Origin of the sequence: Pedobacter cryoconitis (assembly GCF_001590605.1) — a bacterium.
In the GTDB taxonomy this organism is placed as follows: domain Bacteria; phylum Bacteroidota; class Bacteroidia; order Sphingobacteriales; family Sphingobacteriaceae; genus Pedobacter; species Pedobacter cryoconitis_A.
Map to the genome: position 1 here is coordinate 1,408,670 of NZ_CP014504.1, position 17,989 is coordinate 1,426,658.

General features: G+C 43.1%; 9 protein-coding genes and 1 CRISPR repeat array (1 of these 10 only partly in view). Of the genes, 6 read left to right on the forward strand and 3 right to left on the reverse strand.

Annotated features, from left to right (window positions below):
* Positions 1 to 2,401: a CRISPR direct-repeat array (repeat unit 46 nt; unit sequence GTTGTTGTAAATATCAGTAGTTCAAAGGATGAAAGCAAATCACAAC); it begins 2,500 nt to the left of the window's first position.
* Between the two features lie 272 nt (positions 2,402 to 2,673).
* From AY601_RS06025 to AY601_RS06055, 6 genes are all read left to right on the forward strand, one after another.
* Positions 2,674 to 2,982 carry a hypothetical protein gene (locus AY601_RS06025; RefSeq protein WP_068397891.1) on the forward strand — a complete coding sequence of 103 codons (309 nt, stop codon included), beginning with the start codon at positions 2,674 to 2,676 and terminating at the stop codon, positions 2,980 to 2,982.
* 108 nt (positions 2,983 to 3,090) lie between these two features.
* A complete protein-coding gene (locus AY601_RS06030; RefSeq protein ID WP_157287741.1) occupies positions 3,091 to 3,450 on the forward strand; it encodes a hypothetical protein in 360 nt (119 codons plus the stop codon).
* Between the two features lie 181 nt (positions 3,451 to 3,631).
* Positions 3,632 to 4,174: a hypothetical protein gene (locus AY601_RS06040; protein ID WP_068397899.1), complete on the forward strand. Its 543-nt coding sequence runs from the start codon at positions 3,632 to 3,634 to the stop codon at positions 4,172 to 4,174.
* Between the two features lie 25 nt (positions 4,175 to 4,199).
* Complete coding sequence (locus tag AY601_RS06045) at positions 4,200 to 4,937, forward strand: hypothetical protein (RefSeq protein ID WP_157287743.1); 738 nt, start codon at positions 4,200 to 4,202, stop codon at positions 4,935 to 4,937.
* Between the two features lie 266 nt (positions 4,938 to 5,203).
* A complete protein-coding gene (locus AY601_RS06050) occupies positions 5,204 to 6,394 on the forward strand; it encodes a cytochrome P450 (RefSeq protein WP_068397905.1) in 1,191 nt (396 codons plus the stop codon).
* The gene (locus AY601_RS06055; protein WP_068397908.1) at positions 6,384 to 7,130 is read left to right on the forward strand and encodes an SAM-dependent methyltransferase; all 747 of its coding nucleotides are present in this window, start codon (positions 6,384 to 6,386) and stop codon (positions 7,128 to 7,130) included. Before AY601_RS06050 ends, AY601_RS06055 begins: the two co-directional genes overlap by 11 nt.
* Positions 7,131 to 7,244: 114 nt before the next feature.
* Here AY601_RS06055 and AY601_RS25260 read toward each other — a convergent pair whose 3' ends face one another.
* From AY601_RS25260 to AY601_RS06070, 3 genes are all read right to left on the reverse strand, one after another.
* On the reverse strand, positions 7,245 to 9,119 hold the full coding sequence (locus tag AY601_RS25260) for an FAD-binding protein (protein WP_084359129.1): 1,875 nt from the start codon (positions 9,117 to 9,119) through the stop codon (positions 7,245 to 7,247).
* A gap of 69 nt (positions 9,120 to 9,188) precedes the next feature.
* Positions 9,189 to 9,761 (reverse strand): TIGR02466 family protein, encoded by a 573-nt coding sequence (locus AY601_RS06065; protein ID WP_068397911.1) that lies wholly within the window; start codon positions 9,759 to 9,761, stop codon positions 9,189 to 9,191.
* Positions 9,762 to 9,847: 86 nt separating this feature from the next.
* Positions 9,848 to 17,989, reverse strand: a complete 8,142-nt coding sequence (locus tag AY601_RS06070) for an RHS repeat domain-containing protein (RefSeq protein ID WP_068397914.1) — start codon at positions 17,987 to 17,989, stop codon at positions 9,848 to 9,850.

Here is a 17,989-nt window from a genome sequence, read left to right on the forward strand (position 1 = left end):
GGTTGTTGTAAATATCAGTAGTTCAAAGGATGAAAGCAAATCACAACATGTTCTGATGAAAATGAAAGGTCATCATGGTTGTTGTAAATATCAGTAGTTCAAAGGATGAAAGCAAATCACAACCGCGCCCGCAATTCTTTTTTCATGACAACGGTTGTTGTAAATATCAGTAGTTCAAAGGATGAAAGCAAATCACAACAAAGAATCAGCGAATTGCTTAATACTAGGAGTTGTTGTAAATATCAGTAGTTCAAAGGATGAAAGCAAATCACAACACGTAATAGTCGATAAACTTACGCTCCGTAGTTGTTGTAAATATCAGTAGTTCAAAGGATGAAAGCAAATCACAACTAAAAATGAATCTAGATTATTGGTCATTTTGTTGTTGTAAATATCAGTAGTTCAAAGGATGAAAGCAAATCACAACTAAGATTAGTACTCTCAGAATCTGACATTGGTTGTTGTAAATATCAGTAGTTCAAAGGATGAAAGCAAATCACAACAAACTTCTTCCTAAGAAAAATAATTCAATAGTTGTTGTAAATATCAGTAGTTCAAAGGATGAAAGCAAATCACAACACGTGACATGAAGGCCATTCCGGATGAATAGTTGTTGTAAATATCAGTAGTTCAAAGGATGAAAGCAAATCACAACCCAAGAGCAGCAACAGCTAAAATAATCGCAGTTGTTGTAAATATCAGTAGTTCAAAGGATGAAAGCAAATCACAACATTGCGCCTGCAGTTCTCTTATACGTTTATGTTGTTGTAAATATCAGTAGTTCAAAGGATGAAAGCAAATCACAACCATGGTATTGAAAGAATGATCTCCTTTAACGTTGTTGTAAATATCAGTAGTTCAAAGGATGAAAGCAAATCACAACCTTTCAGCCCCCATTTGACACCTCCTTTACGTTGTTGTAAATATCAGTAGTTCAAAGGATGAAAGCAAATCACAACGTTTTTTATGGTACTATCAGGGAACTTAATGTTGTTGTAAATATCAGTAGTTCAAAGGATGAAAGCAAATCACAACTTGTCAAGAAACCTCTGTTTTACTGCATTTGTTGTTGTAAATATCAGTAGTTCAAAGGATGAAAGCAAATCACAACAACGCCATCCACATACATTTTGAATCCTATGTTGTTGTAAATATCAGTAGTTCAAAGGATGAAAGCAAATCACAACCAAAGCGGTTACAGCCTCTCAATGGCTTTGTTGTTGTAAATATCAGTAGTTCAAAGGATGAAAGCAAATCACAACTGGTGGAATTGAAGGCTCTGCGCTTTCCCTGTTGTTGTAAATATCAGTAGTTCAAAGGATGAAAGCAAATCACAACTTACAGTTAAAGACGGAGTTATCGCAAGCGGTTGTTGTAAATATCAGTAGTTCAAAGGATGAAAGCAAATCACAACTAGTGGGTTTAGTGGCAATGTTTATTGCGGTTGTTGTAAATATCAGTAGTTCAAAGGATGAAAGCAAATCACAACGCATTAACAAATTATTTTAAATTATCCACAGTTGTTGTAAATATCAGTAGTTCAAAGGATGAAAGCAAATCACAACTAATGGGACCGCAACTATCAGAGCGTCACAGTTGTTGTAAATATCAGTAGTTCAAAGGATGAAAGCAAATCACAACCTCTTAATACTCGTTTACTTTATCTCTAATGTTGTTGTAAATATCAGTAGTTCAAAGGATGAAAGCAAATCACAACATTGCGCCTGCAGTTCTCTTATACGTTTATGTTGTTGTAAATATCAGTAGTTCAAAGGATGAAAGCAAATCACAACCGTTGAACCAGTTCATAAAATAATTATAAAGTTGTTGTAAATATCAGTAGTTCAAAGGATGAAAGCAAATCACAACCAACTGTCCCTTTTCTACCCATATTTGTTTGTTGTTGTAAATATCAGTAGTTCAAAGGATGAAAGCAAATCACAACAGCATATCCTTAATGAATTGCGAACAATATGTTGTTGTAAATATCAGTAGTTCAAAGGATGAAAGCAAATCACAACATGTAAACCGATAAGGCCTGGAATTTTAAGGTTGTTGTAAATATCAGTAGTTCAAAGGATGAAAGCAAATCACAACGATAACGGGATAACACGGTATCTGCTTTTAGTTGTTGTAAATATCAGTAGTTTAAAGGATGAAAGCAAATCACAACTCGGTGGTGGCCATTGTTGAAAACTTGCAGGTTGTTGTAAATATCAGTAGTTCAAAGGATGAAAGCAAATCACAACGGATCGAGTTGCAAGAAGGAAGATCAGCCGGTTGTTGTAAATATCAGTAGTTCAAAGGATGAAAGCAAATCACAACTCCTGCCGGAAAAGCCCAATTGCCCACTTGGTTGTTGCAAATATCAGTAGTTCGAAGAATGAAAGCAAATCACAACTTTCAGTGATCGTGGTGTCATCGCAAAAGTGTTGTTGTAAATATCAGTAAGAGTATTTACCGGATGGCTTATTGGGTGAGAAATGGTAGAAGGTTGTGGTGAAAGGTTTTTCATTTCTCTTATAGAAGTTAAATAATTTTTTACTATAGATTATTTAACTTCATTTTTAAGTGGCAAAATTTTTGCTGATAAGTTTTATTTATAAACATGCTCATAATTTATATACATGATTTTCAAGAGAAGTGATACTGTAGTCGTAAACATTTTCAATTATGAGTAAAGGAAACATTATTAAAATATCCAATGGTGTTTTTAATGAGATGTCAAAGAATGACTATACTATTTTTGCGGAGACAATACATAAAAATGCCGCAGGAAAAATTGTGGAGAACTCAAATGATGGTATTGTTTTTGGAGAGCCAATTATACCATCAAAGCAAATAGATGCTAAAATAATTGTTCATTTTAGGCCTAAAGTTGGCTGGAAGGGCGATGGTTATGGTTTTGATTGGTTAAGGCTTGCAGATGTAAGCCCAACTATGGTTGGTGATGTAAAGTATGAAACTATTATAGGGAAATAATATAGCAGAACACCTCATACTCCGGCAAATATCTATAAGGATATCAATTCTGCCGGTCCGGATTTTAGTGTTAATAATGGTCAAAATGTATTGAATTCCGGTCCATTTTTGGCTTTAAAATCTGAGTATGATAAGCACACGGTTCCATGGCGAAATAAGAAAAATAGTTCTGGTGTGGAAATTAAAGATGCCAATAACAATCCTATTAAAGAAGAATACTTTGTTTCGTGGTTGAGTTTATTTCCTAAAATGATTAGTACTCCTGAACGTCCAACTACTTATTCTAATACACAGGCAGTTTTAAGTCTGATTGTAGATATTGAAGAAGATGCAGATTCATTAGAATTTGATGATAATCCAAATTTTGTAATTACACCAAAACAAGTGATTGCAAGAGGGAAAGGGGTTAAGAGATTAAATGATGCAGTAACTATTGAGTGCAAGAAAGAATCGCAGTTGACCAGGTGATAACGATACGTAGTATTAAAACTATTGTTAATGGGACAAAAACGAGCGTTGTTGCCGGAAGATTAAAAGTTTGGGCTAATGTTCAGCGAAAAAAGAAAAAAATTGTACTTGTTGCTGTTAAAACAAGTATTTCTAATGCCTACATTGCAACTACAGGTCAGGAATATCTTTTTAGGAATTTTTGAATCAGGCATTAATTAATCCAGAAGTGGCAACTGATATGCTGGATGTGAGTTCGCTTCCTGATTTTGATAGTAAATATATCAATAGCGGACAAATTGCATCCTATTATGCAGATGATTATTCGACTACTCCGGTTACAGCAAATTCACATCGACCCAGTAATTTTCAGGCTATGGAAGTGTTTCTGAGCAGCCTTCTTCCTCCTAAATATAATGGGTATTTTAAAGCATTTTATCTCAATGATGGTGGTGGATATGTTGATACTTCTAATACTGTGCAGGGGTTGAATGGATATTCATCAGGGGATAATGTTGTTCTTTTTCCAACGAAAAATGATGAGACGGCAGCGCATGAGTTTTTACATTCCCTGGATCTGCCTCATACGTTTGTCAATGAAGAGGCTGCACCAGAGGCAAAATTCACCTTCAAGATTCAGAAAACAGATAATGTAATGGATTATAGTCATCAGGTTAATATACAAAGAACTAACTTATGGCATTGGCAATGGAAAATTGCACATGCTGCAGCAGAAAATGAATAACAGGCGATTATTACAATTAACCGTCATGAAGAAAATAAATAAGCAGTTCCGTATTAAAACTTTAGTTGTTGCTATTCTTTTAGCTGGAACGACATTATCTTGCAGTGGTCAAAAACATCAACCGAATACTACTACAAATTCTAAAAATATGCAACTACCAAAGGTCTCAGGTGATTTTGAAAAACTTGATTTAAACGAGTTGAAGGCAAAAGCCAATAAAAGCCATGGGATTAAAGTACTGCCTGATCGGAAGACGATTGAGATGGAAGTTTATGATTATCGATTTCAGGCAGAAAACGGTGACAATATCAGGTTCTCTGGTGATGATTATGGAGAGTACAGATTGGAGCAGCGAATCAGCAATGCGTATTTTAATCTGATAAAGATTTATTATCAGAATGGGAATGTAAAAAGTAAAGGTCTGGAGTTTAATGTATTTTATGGAACCTTTAAAAAGGGCACCTGGTACAGTTTTAATCCAGAAGGGAAGTTAACTTCAACCATTAATTATGATACACCTTTCAAATTTACCTTTGAACAACTTGTTCAATATTTAGAACAAGAAAATATTCCATTAAAAAAAGGACCTATAGCACAGAACCCCGGATATTTGACTTCAATTAAGAGGGCTGTTCCTGATAATCAATCTCCAGTTTGGCAAGTTAGCTGGTTAAAGGCTCCGGACAAAATTGAAGATATAGTAATTAGTGGTATAACTGGAAAAGTGATATCAAAAAGGATTCGGAATTATATCAATAATTAGAGATTATTAGTACAGGATCAATTCAAATTAGAGATATATTGTTAACTATTGATTGTATTTACTTGCAATTATATTTATGATTTCTTTTCTAAAAACTAAAATATGTAAGATTATTTCTAAATTTTTCCTGTTGTCTGGTTTGAGCGGTTAATTAAATTTACTTATATTTACGAAGAGAACGGATGGTGTCTCCTTATTTTTCTGCCATTCTTCATTATATCTGATTTTCTAAATTCAAGCCCTCCGGTTATTCCATTACCGATAACATGACAACAAACGCAGACGAACCCCGATATTCAGTTGCTGATCCTTACCCATGGTATAAATGGGTTCAGCAGAAAAAACCCATTTACAGAACGCCCGAAGGTATGTGGATGATCACAGGCTATGAGGATGCAATGATGTTATTAAGCGATCCACGTTGTTCGCATTGGGGGCAGGACAGCAAAACTTTTCAGTATTTGAGTCCGGTTGAAAAAGCCATTGCGCAAACATTACATGCGCTGGCACCTGGTAATACACCCGCATTTCGTAAGCAGATCATGCATCAGCTTGCTGCCAGAACGCTCCAGATCGATGAAGATGACATGAAGCGGCAAGCAGATGAAATTCTTGATGGGCTGCGTTCTTCCTCTGGTATGGAATTCATGAATGATTATGCCCATCCATTTACATTCGGAACGATTTGCAGTGTGATGGGAGTGCCGCAAGAAGAGGTGGGTGCGTTCTCCAAAATAGTGGGTCGCTTGCAAGGGGGGTACCTCAGTTTTATTGATGAAAAATCATGGTCAAATGGTGAGGACGAACAAAAAAAAATATTCATCGATACACTGCGAAGGCTGATCGGATTGAAACGGCAAACACCTGGTAAGGATTTATGCAGTGCTATCCTGGCAGTTGTGCCAGCTGATGAACAGGATGATTCTTATCTGATTTCACTCATGGTGCTGCTTTTTTATGCCGGCCATCAGAATATGATGAATTTTATGGGAAATGCTTTGGTGGCACTACAAGACAGAGTCGAAGACCAGTCAATGCTTCGCGAAAGCCTGCCATTTGCAATAACAAGTGTAGATGAACTGATCCGTTATGATTCTCCGCTGCAATCCGTTTTGCTAATTACTCAGGAATCGATCAATCTTCACGGCACTATTATTCCTGCCGGTAGCCAATTGCTCGTTAGTATAGGTGCAGCAAACAGGGACGCTGCAAAATTTGACGACCCTGACCAATTAATATTAGCGAGAAGACCAAACCATCTTGGTTTTGGCGCGGGTGCTTTCAGGTGTATAGGCGCGAGACTTGCGCAAATTCAGGGCGGTATTGGCCTGCACCGTTTTTTTGCGCATGTGAACTCTTACGCTCCTGTTGCTGATCCTATAAGCTGGAGTCATTTCAGCGTTCAACGAGGACCTTCTTCTATTTTATTGGATATAAACTGGAATCATGAAAGATGAATTGGCCACTGAGGGTGGTTTTATTGAGCGGTACGATCACATGATCCTGTCTGATGCCATGAAAGCCATGTATGGCAATTCAGGTTTTTATAATGTAGGCGATTGGACCAACAATCCTTCGACCCTGGAAGCTGCATGCGAGGCACTTGTAAACAAACATCTTGATCAGGTAGCAATGCAAGATCCCATCAGCATATTGGATGCGGGATGCGGACTGGGAACAGGTTCTGACGTCATTGCCCGACGGTTCGGCAACGCCCACGTTGTTGGTATCAATATTTCTGAAAAACAGATTTCTTTTGCACAGGAAGTCCATGCTGGTATTGATTTCAGGGTGATGGATGCTACACGAATGGAATTCCCGGACGAACATTTTGATTTAATCATCAGTGTTGAAGCTGCATTTCATTTTGATACCCGAAAAGATTTTCTTGATTGCGCCTACCGAAAACTTCGTCCAGGCGGTCAGCTTATTTTTTCGGACATGTTATTGAACAATACCGATTGGGTTGGAAACTGGTCTGTGCCGGATGCAAACCTGATTACTGACCTAAATGATTATACTGAACTATGCACCGGAGCCGGCTTTCAGTTACTCCAATGCACGGATATCAAGCATTTTTCCATACAGGGATTTTGTAATTATCTCCGTACTTCAATGCAACTGACAACTCTCGCCGATGGGCTTGAAAACTCGGTTATTGCCTACCTGCTAACAAGTTTGAAGAAACAATAAGTATAAAAAATAATGGTCGTTATAGGCACAATTAAACGATAAATAGTTTGATATTCCGGCGATGCACTCATCAGCCAGGATGCCAAACTATTTAAGAATGCCTGATTGCCAGGGTTATCCAATTACAGCCCGTACATAGTCGTTCAGGAAGAGGTTGCCGGGATCCTGTTTGGCCCTAAAGCTTTCGAATGCGTTTACCCGGCCATTTTGTTGATTTCTACGCTTCGTCAGCTCCTTCAGAAAGCCAGCATTGAATGGGGCAGAATAAGATCCCGCAGGCGCAGCCGGATCATAAAATCCAAACATCTTTCCATTATGTGTGATACCGCCCATCGCTACCCATTCACGTTCAATATCGGCAAAAAACTGTAACATCGCAGTGGGGTAAGCAGACGCTACTGTAGGCTCAATAAAGGCTATAAGATCAAGGTTCACAAACGTTGAATTTGGATTGTCGGTATAAGTTCCTGCCAATGCCGCGTTCCCTCCTTTTATAAAACGGAACTCCATAGGTGCAACGATCAGGAAATCCTTTGATTTTTTCAAATGGTCCGTCACTACATTCAGCCCTTTCCATACCAATTGCATGCCTGCATCACTCAGATCCGGTAATTCCACAAAATAAGACATGAACATCACCCTTGCTGCTTTACTGAGCCACAGGTCGGAGTATTTTGCCGCCGCAGTGTCAAAGAGGTTTTCTATTTCACCGTAGGCAAGATCCATCACTATTGATGCCGCAAATGTACTTCCGGAAGCCTGAGCTATTAACCCCGCAGCCTGTCCAAAAGGTTCGGCTATGCCTTCAAGTGGTGCACCATATTCATCACTTTTGGCCATTTCACAAGCATTAAGAACTGTGGATAAAATGTTCGGCGTTTTTGTAACAGGATTTGAATCTACATCCCACCTTAAAGACAGAAACTTGCTGGAGTAGGGGTTGTAAAAAGTCTCCATGCGTGTATGCTGCGCTACCAGTGCTTTGAATTTTGTAACAAACGAATTTTGATCGCTGACTACGAACGTTTCCCTTTCGGGTTTTAGGGTGGTGGCCCATGGGCGATCCATTACATCTACCGTAACTGAGGTAACAATACCCAATGCACCCAAAGAAACCCTGGCGAATTGTATGGGCTGCCAGCCGTTAACTGCCGGGGTATTTGAATCAATAGTGCTCACACTACCATCCGCGGCCATAATGGTAAAAGCTGAAGTTGTTTCCGAAAAGATGGGGGCGGCCGTAGTCGCACCATGCACATCCACAGCTGTCATCCCTCCCAGACTGAAAAACCCTCCTGCGGTAGCAGTGATCAGCATTTTATTATTCGATGTAAGAAATGCATCAAGTTCATCTTCGCGGACACCAGTGTTTAGCGTCACCTGCTGGCCAGATGGGTCCATCATGATATGCTGACTGCCTGCAGGACCAAGATCGGCATAGCAGGACATATCGATCAGCCAGCTTACTTTTTTGGGAGTATCACCGTTTCGGTTGTCGTCTGTAACAAGCGGTGGCTGCGAATGCCGCTGGCCGGAAACGCGTACCTGGACGCCTGCAGTAGCAGCACTCTGCAGAATGGCCTGCAGATCCGTACGGTTTTTTGGGTAATAATAAGTCTCCGTATTTGCAGGGGCATTGTAAATAATATTCCTGCTCCAGTTATGCCACGGTAGCAATACAAGTACCGGGGCCCAGGCGTATTTACTTACATTGTACTTTACATTCAGGCCATTGCCCTTCTGGTACTGGAATACTTGCGGCGCCTCGATATCCGTGCCCCACAATACATATACATACAGCTGTACTGTGGCACCATCCGGTACCCCTAACTGCGCAGGATCTACCGTTTTAGAAGTAAGCCCATTGATATCGCCCGTTTGGATGGACAATTTTTTGGGGTCGCTACCTACCTGGTACCTTACCTGGATTCTTGCAACGAATGCCCCCGAGTTTTCCAGGGTGATCATTCCGATTTTTTGTAGTGACATAGAAGTTGTTTTGCGTGTTTTTAATGTTTACAAATACGCTTTGCTTACGAAGACATTTTTCTGAAATGGCTATACGATGATCATGTTGAAACTTAAAGCAATGCGCTCACTGGATGAAAGGTTCTGGCCTACTGAATGCGGGACTTTGCTGTTAAACAAAATGAGACGCCGATCTTCCGGTGTATACCTTATCGTATTGAAGTTTTCGGATTTTGTACGGGCTGATGCCCATAAATTGTCCGATAGCTCTTCAAACGAAAGATCACCACAACCCGGGGCCGTACTGATGTAATAAACACCACTGATGTAAGATCCGTCATGCGTATGCATACGTTCATAATTTCCAGAGGAGGAAATACTGATCCATGAATCAGAGATGGCAAACTTGTTTCCAGGCCGGGTTTCCAGGATATCAAGATATTGGCTGATCTCCTGCACCAGTGCATTGTGCAAAATGCCAAATTCGCTGCGTGCAAAAATGTCTGGAACAGATCCGTACGTAGTGTACAAATTGGCTCTGGTAGAAATAGGGAACTCCTGCCGCAGCGAATGAGCGGCTTCAACCAACCGCTCGTTCGCTTCTTTACTGATGAGGTCGTCCTTATAATAAAATGCTTTTGGAAAGAAATATTCTACAGGCATATACTGATTAAATCAATGGTTCAAAGATGAAAAATAGTGTCACGCCCCATGTTGCATTTTCACAAGGCAGCTTTTAAATAAGGTTGTCAATATCTGATCCGGTTTGAAACCTGCAATCCGCCAATTGATCCGCTGAGCGCTGAGCTGAATACAACCTGGCTAAGACCAGCATCCCAGTTATTGCCAAGTGCCAGGTTCTTGCCAGTATTGACGGAAAATCCGATGGCCTCGCTCTTAATGAGGCCGGTTCCAATTCCCTTAGCCAAAGCTCCCCATCCTGCGGTTACAGGTCCGTTGGTAGCCAACCCGGCAAGTGCTGCGCCTTTCTCGGTGACCCATGCGCCTGCCTTCACAGCTGTTGCTACTCCAGGCTGACCGAAAACTTCTAATAGTCCTGCGGTAGCGCGCGCGGTAGCAGTAAATTCTGTAAGTGCTACCTGGGTTGATTTTGCTGCCATACCCAAACCAGCTCCGAAACCTCCGCTGAGTGCGCCAGTAAGCGCACCAATACCCATTTGGATACCATAATCTTTCCAGCTAAAATCATCGAAGTGAAAAGCCGAATAGGTAATCGAACTCACACCGGCTCCGTAGAAGACACCGGAAAGTGCCGCCAGTCCAATGGACACTGGTGTGCCCAATCCAAGCGTAAGTACGTCGAGAACCGCAGCCACCACATCGATAACTACACCTATCAGGATCTCTACAGCACCAATAAATATTCCTGCGATGGCACTAAAGAAACTACCGATGGAGAACATACCTGTTGGATCAATAAACAACACTGGATTGTTGGATGCATAGATATAGGGGCTAAAATACTGGCGGCCGGGATCTGTTGCAATGAACCGTCCGATTGCAGCACTGTAAAAACGGGCCCTGTAATTGTACAATCCTATTTCCGGATCAAATTCCTGACCGGTGTAAAGGTAGGACAGGAACCCGGGATTCGGCTCATTCACATTCGACAAAGCTCCAAATGTGAGATACTCATATGAGGCAACCACATTTCCACTGAGATCAATAACCGCCCTTGCAGACCCAAGATGATCTTTTAGGATATGGTACAGCGTTGCAGCGGTACCGTCAAACTTTCGCATAGCGATGAGACCGCCCGGGCCATAGACATAGTTTACAGAAGATCTTGTTTTTCCATCGGCACTGATAAAGATCTCCTGTAACGGCATCGCGCTCGTACCCCTTACGTACAATTTTGTACCCGCCGCAGATGTAGATCCTCCGGTAACGGTTTTTAGCAACCGTTCGTTACGGCAACCGTACGTGAAATTCAACGTAGCACCACCCGGTGTAGTATCTGCAATACTGACAGCCAGCATAGAAGCAGGGTCGTAAGTAAAGCCAAGGGCAAATTGTTTGCTGATCTTTGAATCGGCTGTGGTCATGGAAATAGGGTTCCCATTGTGGTTGTAGCCAAACTGTGCGATCACCTGTGAGCTATTCACATCACTAACGGTGTTTACCTGTTGGTTACCCTGGTTATAGGCGTAAGCACAAGAGATACTGCTACCCGAAAAGTTCTGTATGTTGCCGTTTGGATCATAACTCACATCTGGTGACGCTGATGAACTTGACGGTGAATTTGACGGTGAGCTTGCCGGGGCTTTCGCGTGCTGTAGTTGTCCAATGGAATCATAGGCATACTGTAGCTGTTCATTGGCCTGGCCACTAACCTGGGCGGCAGTAGAGGCAATGGTGCCATCAAAATATCCTGCGCCGCCATAGCCTCCTGAGGTGTAAGTAAGGGTTTCCTGAAAAATACTCGAGCCGCCCTGGTTCTGATTATTGATGTTCAGCAACCAGTTTGGTGCATTGAAACCATAGGTCTGTTTGATCGTTGCATTTGTGAGTGCAAGATGATTTTCCAAAGGTGTACCCACTGCATCATAGCTGAAATTTCCGATCTTACTGGTTCCCGATTGCCCAGGTGTCTGGGATGATATTTCGTCGGTAATGCCGGTAATCTGGTTCAATGAATTTAGCTGGTAAAAGATAGCATAGTCATAGGTTTCATTCGGATATTGAATTTGGGTAATGGTGCCAACATCATTGTAGCCGTAATTAACAACCCGGTCGTTACCGTTATCAAAAGAATTCACGGTCAGGATGTTGGTAATTGCATTGCCAAAAATATCGTAAGCCAGGCTTTCTGTTACATCTGCGGTTCCGGTAGTACCATTATTGGCTTGCATGGAAGAAATCCTGCCGATTGCATTTGAACCAATACCACCTCCATCATACACGTTCTTTTGTCTCCAGGTCGGCGTGTTTTGTGGCCAGAGTGGATCAGTATTGGCATATTGCTGCAACTGCTGCTGGTTCCAGGTCCCTGCAATGTAGCCGGTTTCAACTGGGCGGAAAAGGAGATCATATTTTATATAAATGAAATTTCCATCTGCTGCTCCCTGCGGATCCTGTTTGAAGCGGATATTCCCCGCCTGGTCATAGATAAATGTAGCTGGCGCATTCGTTCCCTGCTGCAGCGTGAGTAGCTGGTTTAAATAATCAAAAGTCTGTAGTGTTACCCAATCTTTCTGCACAGAATTGGCAGGCGGGTTGAAATAGTTTGGAGAGCGGACGATTGTCGGGTTGCCAGCATCATCAAAGCCAGTTTCATTTTTGATTTCAGTGCCGGTAGCAGACACGTTTTGGATCACCTGGCCCAGCAACGTGCTTACCTCGTAGAAGACGTTGCCGTTGGGATTCGTTGTCGTCTTTTTCGAATAAATCATAACTCCCGGCTGGTTAGCAGCAGCACTATAACGCGTATGGGTGCATTTGCCACCATTTACCCTAAAATCTTCACCAGGCACACTTTCCTGGACTACCCGGGCAAGTGGAGATGTTTCAAATGTTTGCCTTGCAAATGGATAACCATTATCAGCAGGATAGGCCGTGCTCACCAGTCCTGTCATGGTTCCCGCAGTCCAGTTCATGCCGGCAAAACCGCTACAGTAGCTAAACATCGGGTTTTGTTGGGGAGAAATGTAGGCCTGTTTCGTTCTTACGGCCATTCTGCCCAGATTGTCGGATACCAGCTGACCAACTACCATTTGTGAGCCAGCATATTGCTGCGCCTGGATATGCATGCCATTTGCATCGTCGAATGCGATAGCAGCCATTGGCGTTACCGCAGTAGCGATTTGTGAAATGGCTACTTTGTTGCCAAAGAAAATCGTGGGCACACCAGAAAAATCAGCAGATGCCGTATAGCTGAAGATCATTTTTCCATCTGCCCAGAAAACAGCGGTTGACTGGCCAGCAAGCAATGTCCACTGCTTGTTCATGGTATACACTGCGATGTTAGCGCCATCCAGTTTCAGCGCATAACGATAAGCGTTGCCGGGACTTGTAATCGTCCAGCCTTTGCCCGTAGCAGCGCCTTTGCTGATCGTAGCATTTGCAGGAAGCAAGAAGCCGGAATTATTAAATGCACTGCAAAGAGCATCCGACAAGGTACCTGCATCAAGCTGGGCTGCAAACGGATTCTGGGGAAGGTTAAATGCGCGTGCATCTACAGCAGGCAGCACGTTTACTCCGGTTGAATCCAGCAATTGCCAGGAAGTTAATTGCGGATTCCACTGAACGGTAAGCGCCGATCCCAGGCGGATACCCAATGGCGTAGCAGGTATTTCCAGCAGATTGAATTCAACATCCAACGCATAATCTGAGGTCAGATTATTGTCGGCATACGTGAGCGAGCCTGCTGTACCAGCTGATTCCTGCGTAAGGACGGTACCAGTTACCTTCCAGTTGCCGGCTCCTTGCTGCCATACCGAGGACCACTCTGAGCCACGTGTAAATTCGGTGAGCTCGCCACCATTGGCCCCGGTAATCGTGACTGAAGAATTGGGATTTGTGGTCGCAAATACACCTAGGTTTCCACTACGGGACAAGTAACCATTTTGAATTTTTGAAGTCCTGTCTGCCGCATTGGTCGATAAAATCTCCTGTTGGAAACTGTCTAATATTTTACGGCTTGTTTCGCCATTCGCGCCAAGTACTGCTGTAGGCTCTTCTAAAGGATTATTATAACCGTAAGCCTCAATAATACAAGCTAACGGTGTGAATCGCAGATTATCTACAAGCACATTGCAGGCTGTGTTCCCATTTTCACAAGTGATGGTAATCTGCGTATTGCCTTTGGGGTTGGGAAGCTCAATTAATTGGGATAAATACACCCATTGGCCAATGGTATCAGGGAAGTTGACAACAGACGAAGTGCTGCCGGCAACCGATATTTGCCACGAGGCATTACCGGCGCTATTGTTAAATGTTGAAGGTTTTTTGACCCAGGCAGAAAATACATATTGCTGATCCTGACGGATAGGGGTAAATGAGCCCTTCAAGCCTGCTGCGCCGGTGCTGCCTGCTGAAATGCTTAGACTGCTGGTGCCGGTATGGGCGTCCACTGCGGTATGCTGACTGTTGGGAATAATAGCGCTGCCAGATCCAATCGCCCAGCCAATTGGCGTTTCGTAAGTTTCAAAACCATAATAACTCACTTCATTTCCCGAAAGGCTGCCGTTTGGAAACTTAGCAACCAACGACTGCTGATTTTTATCGTAAATGAAAGAGGAGACAAGCTGATTGCCATCTACCTGCTCTGTGATGAGGTTGCCGGTACCTGATCTGGAAATAATTTTAGTCTTTAACCGCCATGCAGCTGTTGGCGTGTCAGGGGGGAATTGTGGTGCCACAATGCCCGGTGTCGTCCAGTCAAAAATTTGATAAGCAGCCAGCTTGCAAGAACCGGAACCGATACAATCGGTGTTCACGGTATTGTTCGCCCAATTACGGAAAATGGTCGCCTGGCTCTTGACATAATTCCTTGAACTATGATCTGCCGGAGCTACACTTTGCGTTGTCATGGCCACCGTAGAGAACATGTGCAACTTGTTGAACGAAGCAGCATATGCCGGAACCTGGTAAGCGTATAAGGTTTCTGTGCGGAGATTTTTTTGTACACCGTCCGCATCATAATAAGATTTCTCCTGCGATAGTAATACGCCAGTGGTCTTGTCATAAGTGCCAGTTGACCATTGCTCGATGCCATCTTTCATGTTGGCCGTCTTTTCGCAACGTGCATATCCGCCCAAAAGATATTTACCAGCTACATCTTTTGAATAGACCGTCCAGTAATTCAGCTGCGAGGATACGAGGTTGCCGTCGTCTGCAAAATCTTTCTGGCCCAGTTGAATTCCATTAAGGATATTCTGAAAATTCTGGAGCCCGCCAGAAGGATAAAGCGTCGATTGCTGGGCCAGTCCGTTGGAATAGTAAAACTGACTACTTCCTTCTGGTGTGGATGTTGGCAAAGCAGCCTTCTCTTTAACGCCGGGGACCACAATTACCAGTGGATATTGCGCCACGCCCATCAAGGCATTGTAGGCAATTTGTGACTCGGGTGAGTTCGCATAATAGTAGGATTGTGTAAAACTTTGTGTGGCGTCATATTGATCCTCAATCACGAGGTATGCCACCGGTGTATCCGTCACCGACTGGTTGAAATTAACTTCATCCAGGTTCCATAAATCCATGGTCGGGCTCGCCTCGAAAGAAGCTGCAGACGAAGGGTAAGTAACCAGGAAGCGGCCGGCAACCAACTGTGTCCCGGGGGTACCATTGGGTACGTATGATTTTACATTATTCAGCTTCTGCGGCACTTGCGCAGTCCCGTTTTTTAAAGCTGCTACGTAGGATGATGCTGTATTGTCGCTGGCATCCTGGTAGCTAATAAATCTTGGGCCCCGGTTTTGGAGACTTTGCGGATAATTGAAACTGCCGAGTGGTGTTGACAATGCGCGCCAGGTGCCATCTGTACCCCGGAAATATATGGTTTTGCCCACCGTCATATAATTACCGGAAACACTTGGGTTGGTCCCGGATGGAACATTTGACAAAACAGACCAGGAGCCGGCATTGGGATTGAAGGCCGCCCATTGATTGGCCGCAGAACCACTGGATGGAGAAAGAATGGATATATCCTCACCAGTGGCCATGTTCAAACCAATTGTAGCGCCTGGGGATGAAAAGCTTTTCTGATTCCACACAGAGCCATAACGCTGATCGCCGCCGGCATCCCGCAACAGTGCCAGGTTATTATTGACAGTGGATCCAACAATGGATGTCTGGAATATTTGATAGAGCGTATTTCTATTTATAACGGGCGAAGACAAATCAACGGAGCCTGGTGATGACGGGTTTAAGACAAAGAAATCCGCATCCCAGTTAAATAATCTGACGCTATAGTTGATCGCTGTACTGGTCGTAGTTGTCGCAAATGTAAGTACCAATGAGCTTGGCGTGGGGCTTACCGCGAGGTAAGCCATATTGGCAGGCTGATCCACTACTACATCAATATTGTTTAAAGTCCATGTGCTGCCGGCTTTCCATGTGCCGTCTAAAGCGCGGTAAAACAGATAATTTTTCAGTTGCCGCGAACTTTGGAGATAACAGGACACTGCATAAAAATTCTGAGCCGCAGTAATAGCAGCCAGTACGCAATCTGAAGAATTGGGCAGCAGCGGAGATCCGTTTCCATTCCACATTCCATCCTGCCAATTATACGAGAATCCCTGTACCCGGTTGGTGTTATAATCGGTATTATAAGCCATTACAAAACTGTCTCCGGCCACAAATACAGACTGGGCTTTTGAATTCGCCTTTACGGTAAGCACAAAAGGCTGATTATTGTACATGACCCAGTTTCCGAATTTTAAGTCCTTTCCTGCGTCATCGTTACGGAACAGGTACAATTCATCGTTGCCCGTAGAGCTGTTGCGGAAAGAAAGCGCAAAGAAATTCTCCGTTGTCTGTACCATCAGGCTATCGGTCGCTACCGTTTTGCTAATGCTCACAGTTTGGTTGACCCACTGTCCATTCCACGACTGGATTTTTACCTGTACCTGGTTGCTGCTCTGGTAGGTGAAGACAACGTAATTGGATCCAAACCATACGCGGGGGATACTGCCTGTGATCGGATTTTGTAGCTGTACTTTTTTTGATGAATTACCAGATGTTATAGTCTGTGCTTTGTATTCAAAGGACGCCTTGCCGCCTTCGGGGTATACGACTGCGCTTAGGGCGCCAGGATTGATGCTGGACGGATTTGCAGGAAAATATTCAAAATTCATTGCAGGAAGCGTCTCGCCATCATTGGTGTATTGAAACACTGACTGGAGACACCGTTTGTACATTAACGAATAATTGCTGTCTGATGAGGCCGCATTATTCATGAATTCGTAGGTAAACTTCATGCCCGATAGTGGGTTACCATCTGCATCTGCCACGTCAACAGCATCTAAAAAGTAGGTTTCATACCTGTCTTGATAGGCGTTGGGAGAGGGCGGGGTTATCTGGGTATGTAACGGCTGATATTCGACGATCGGAGTGCCGTCATTTGCGCTGCCTGGATTAAGGATGCCGAATTTATTTCCATAATTCAAAGTAATGACCCGGCCGTAACTGTCAATTACTTTCCCCAGATAAGAAGCCTGGGTATAGGCAAGGCCTGAAGAGATTAATTTCTGCGCTACATTGATATATTGATAATGAATTGAATTGCCCATTGGCGTCACAATGGATACCAGGTTCCAGGCCGTAGGATAAAGTACCTGCGTTGCGCCCACATTGCTGGAGCCCATCCAGTTTCCCCAGCTTATACCCCATTGGGTGCCATTTGAACTGGTGTCATTTCCAGCACCGTAAGTGTAGGTAAACCCATCTTCTTTGAGGATGATCCAAACCTTCAATGCGGGATTATACTGTACAGACCAAAACTGGAAATTCCGCAGTTGAAATATCCAGTTACCGCCTGTGGTTTCCCCGGTTTTTACCATTGGGTTGGCGCTGCCACTGGAGACCAGGTAGTACGTATCGGACGTTACCGATGCGCTTCCCGCTTTGTCTACTGTAATCATTTCAATAGGCATTTGCCAGCCTAAACCCAGAATGCTGGTAGGAGCCTCCGTATTCCAGGTATTTAAATTGTTTTTTATGTTGCTGGAATAAAGAACAGATAGCTTTACATCAAGGCCTTCGAGCCCCGGTAAAGTCATAAGATCCAACGGCATGGATACACAGCCGCGAAATTTGTTGACACTGCTCTTAATGTTTCCTATTGCCGTTTTATCAAACTCAAAAGAGTGTAATGCAGGCACTTCAGATTGAGCAGCACCGCTGCTGTTATTTGATGATTTAGTAGACAT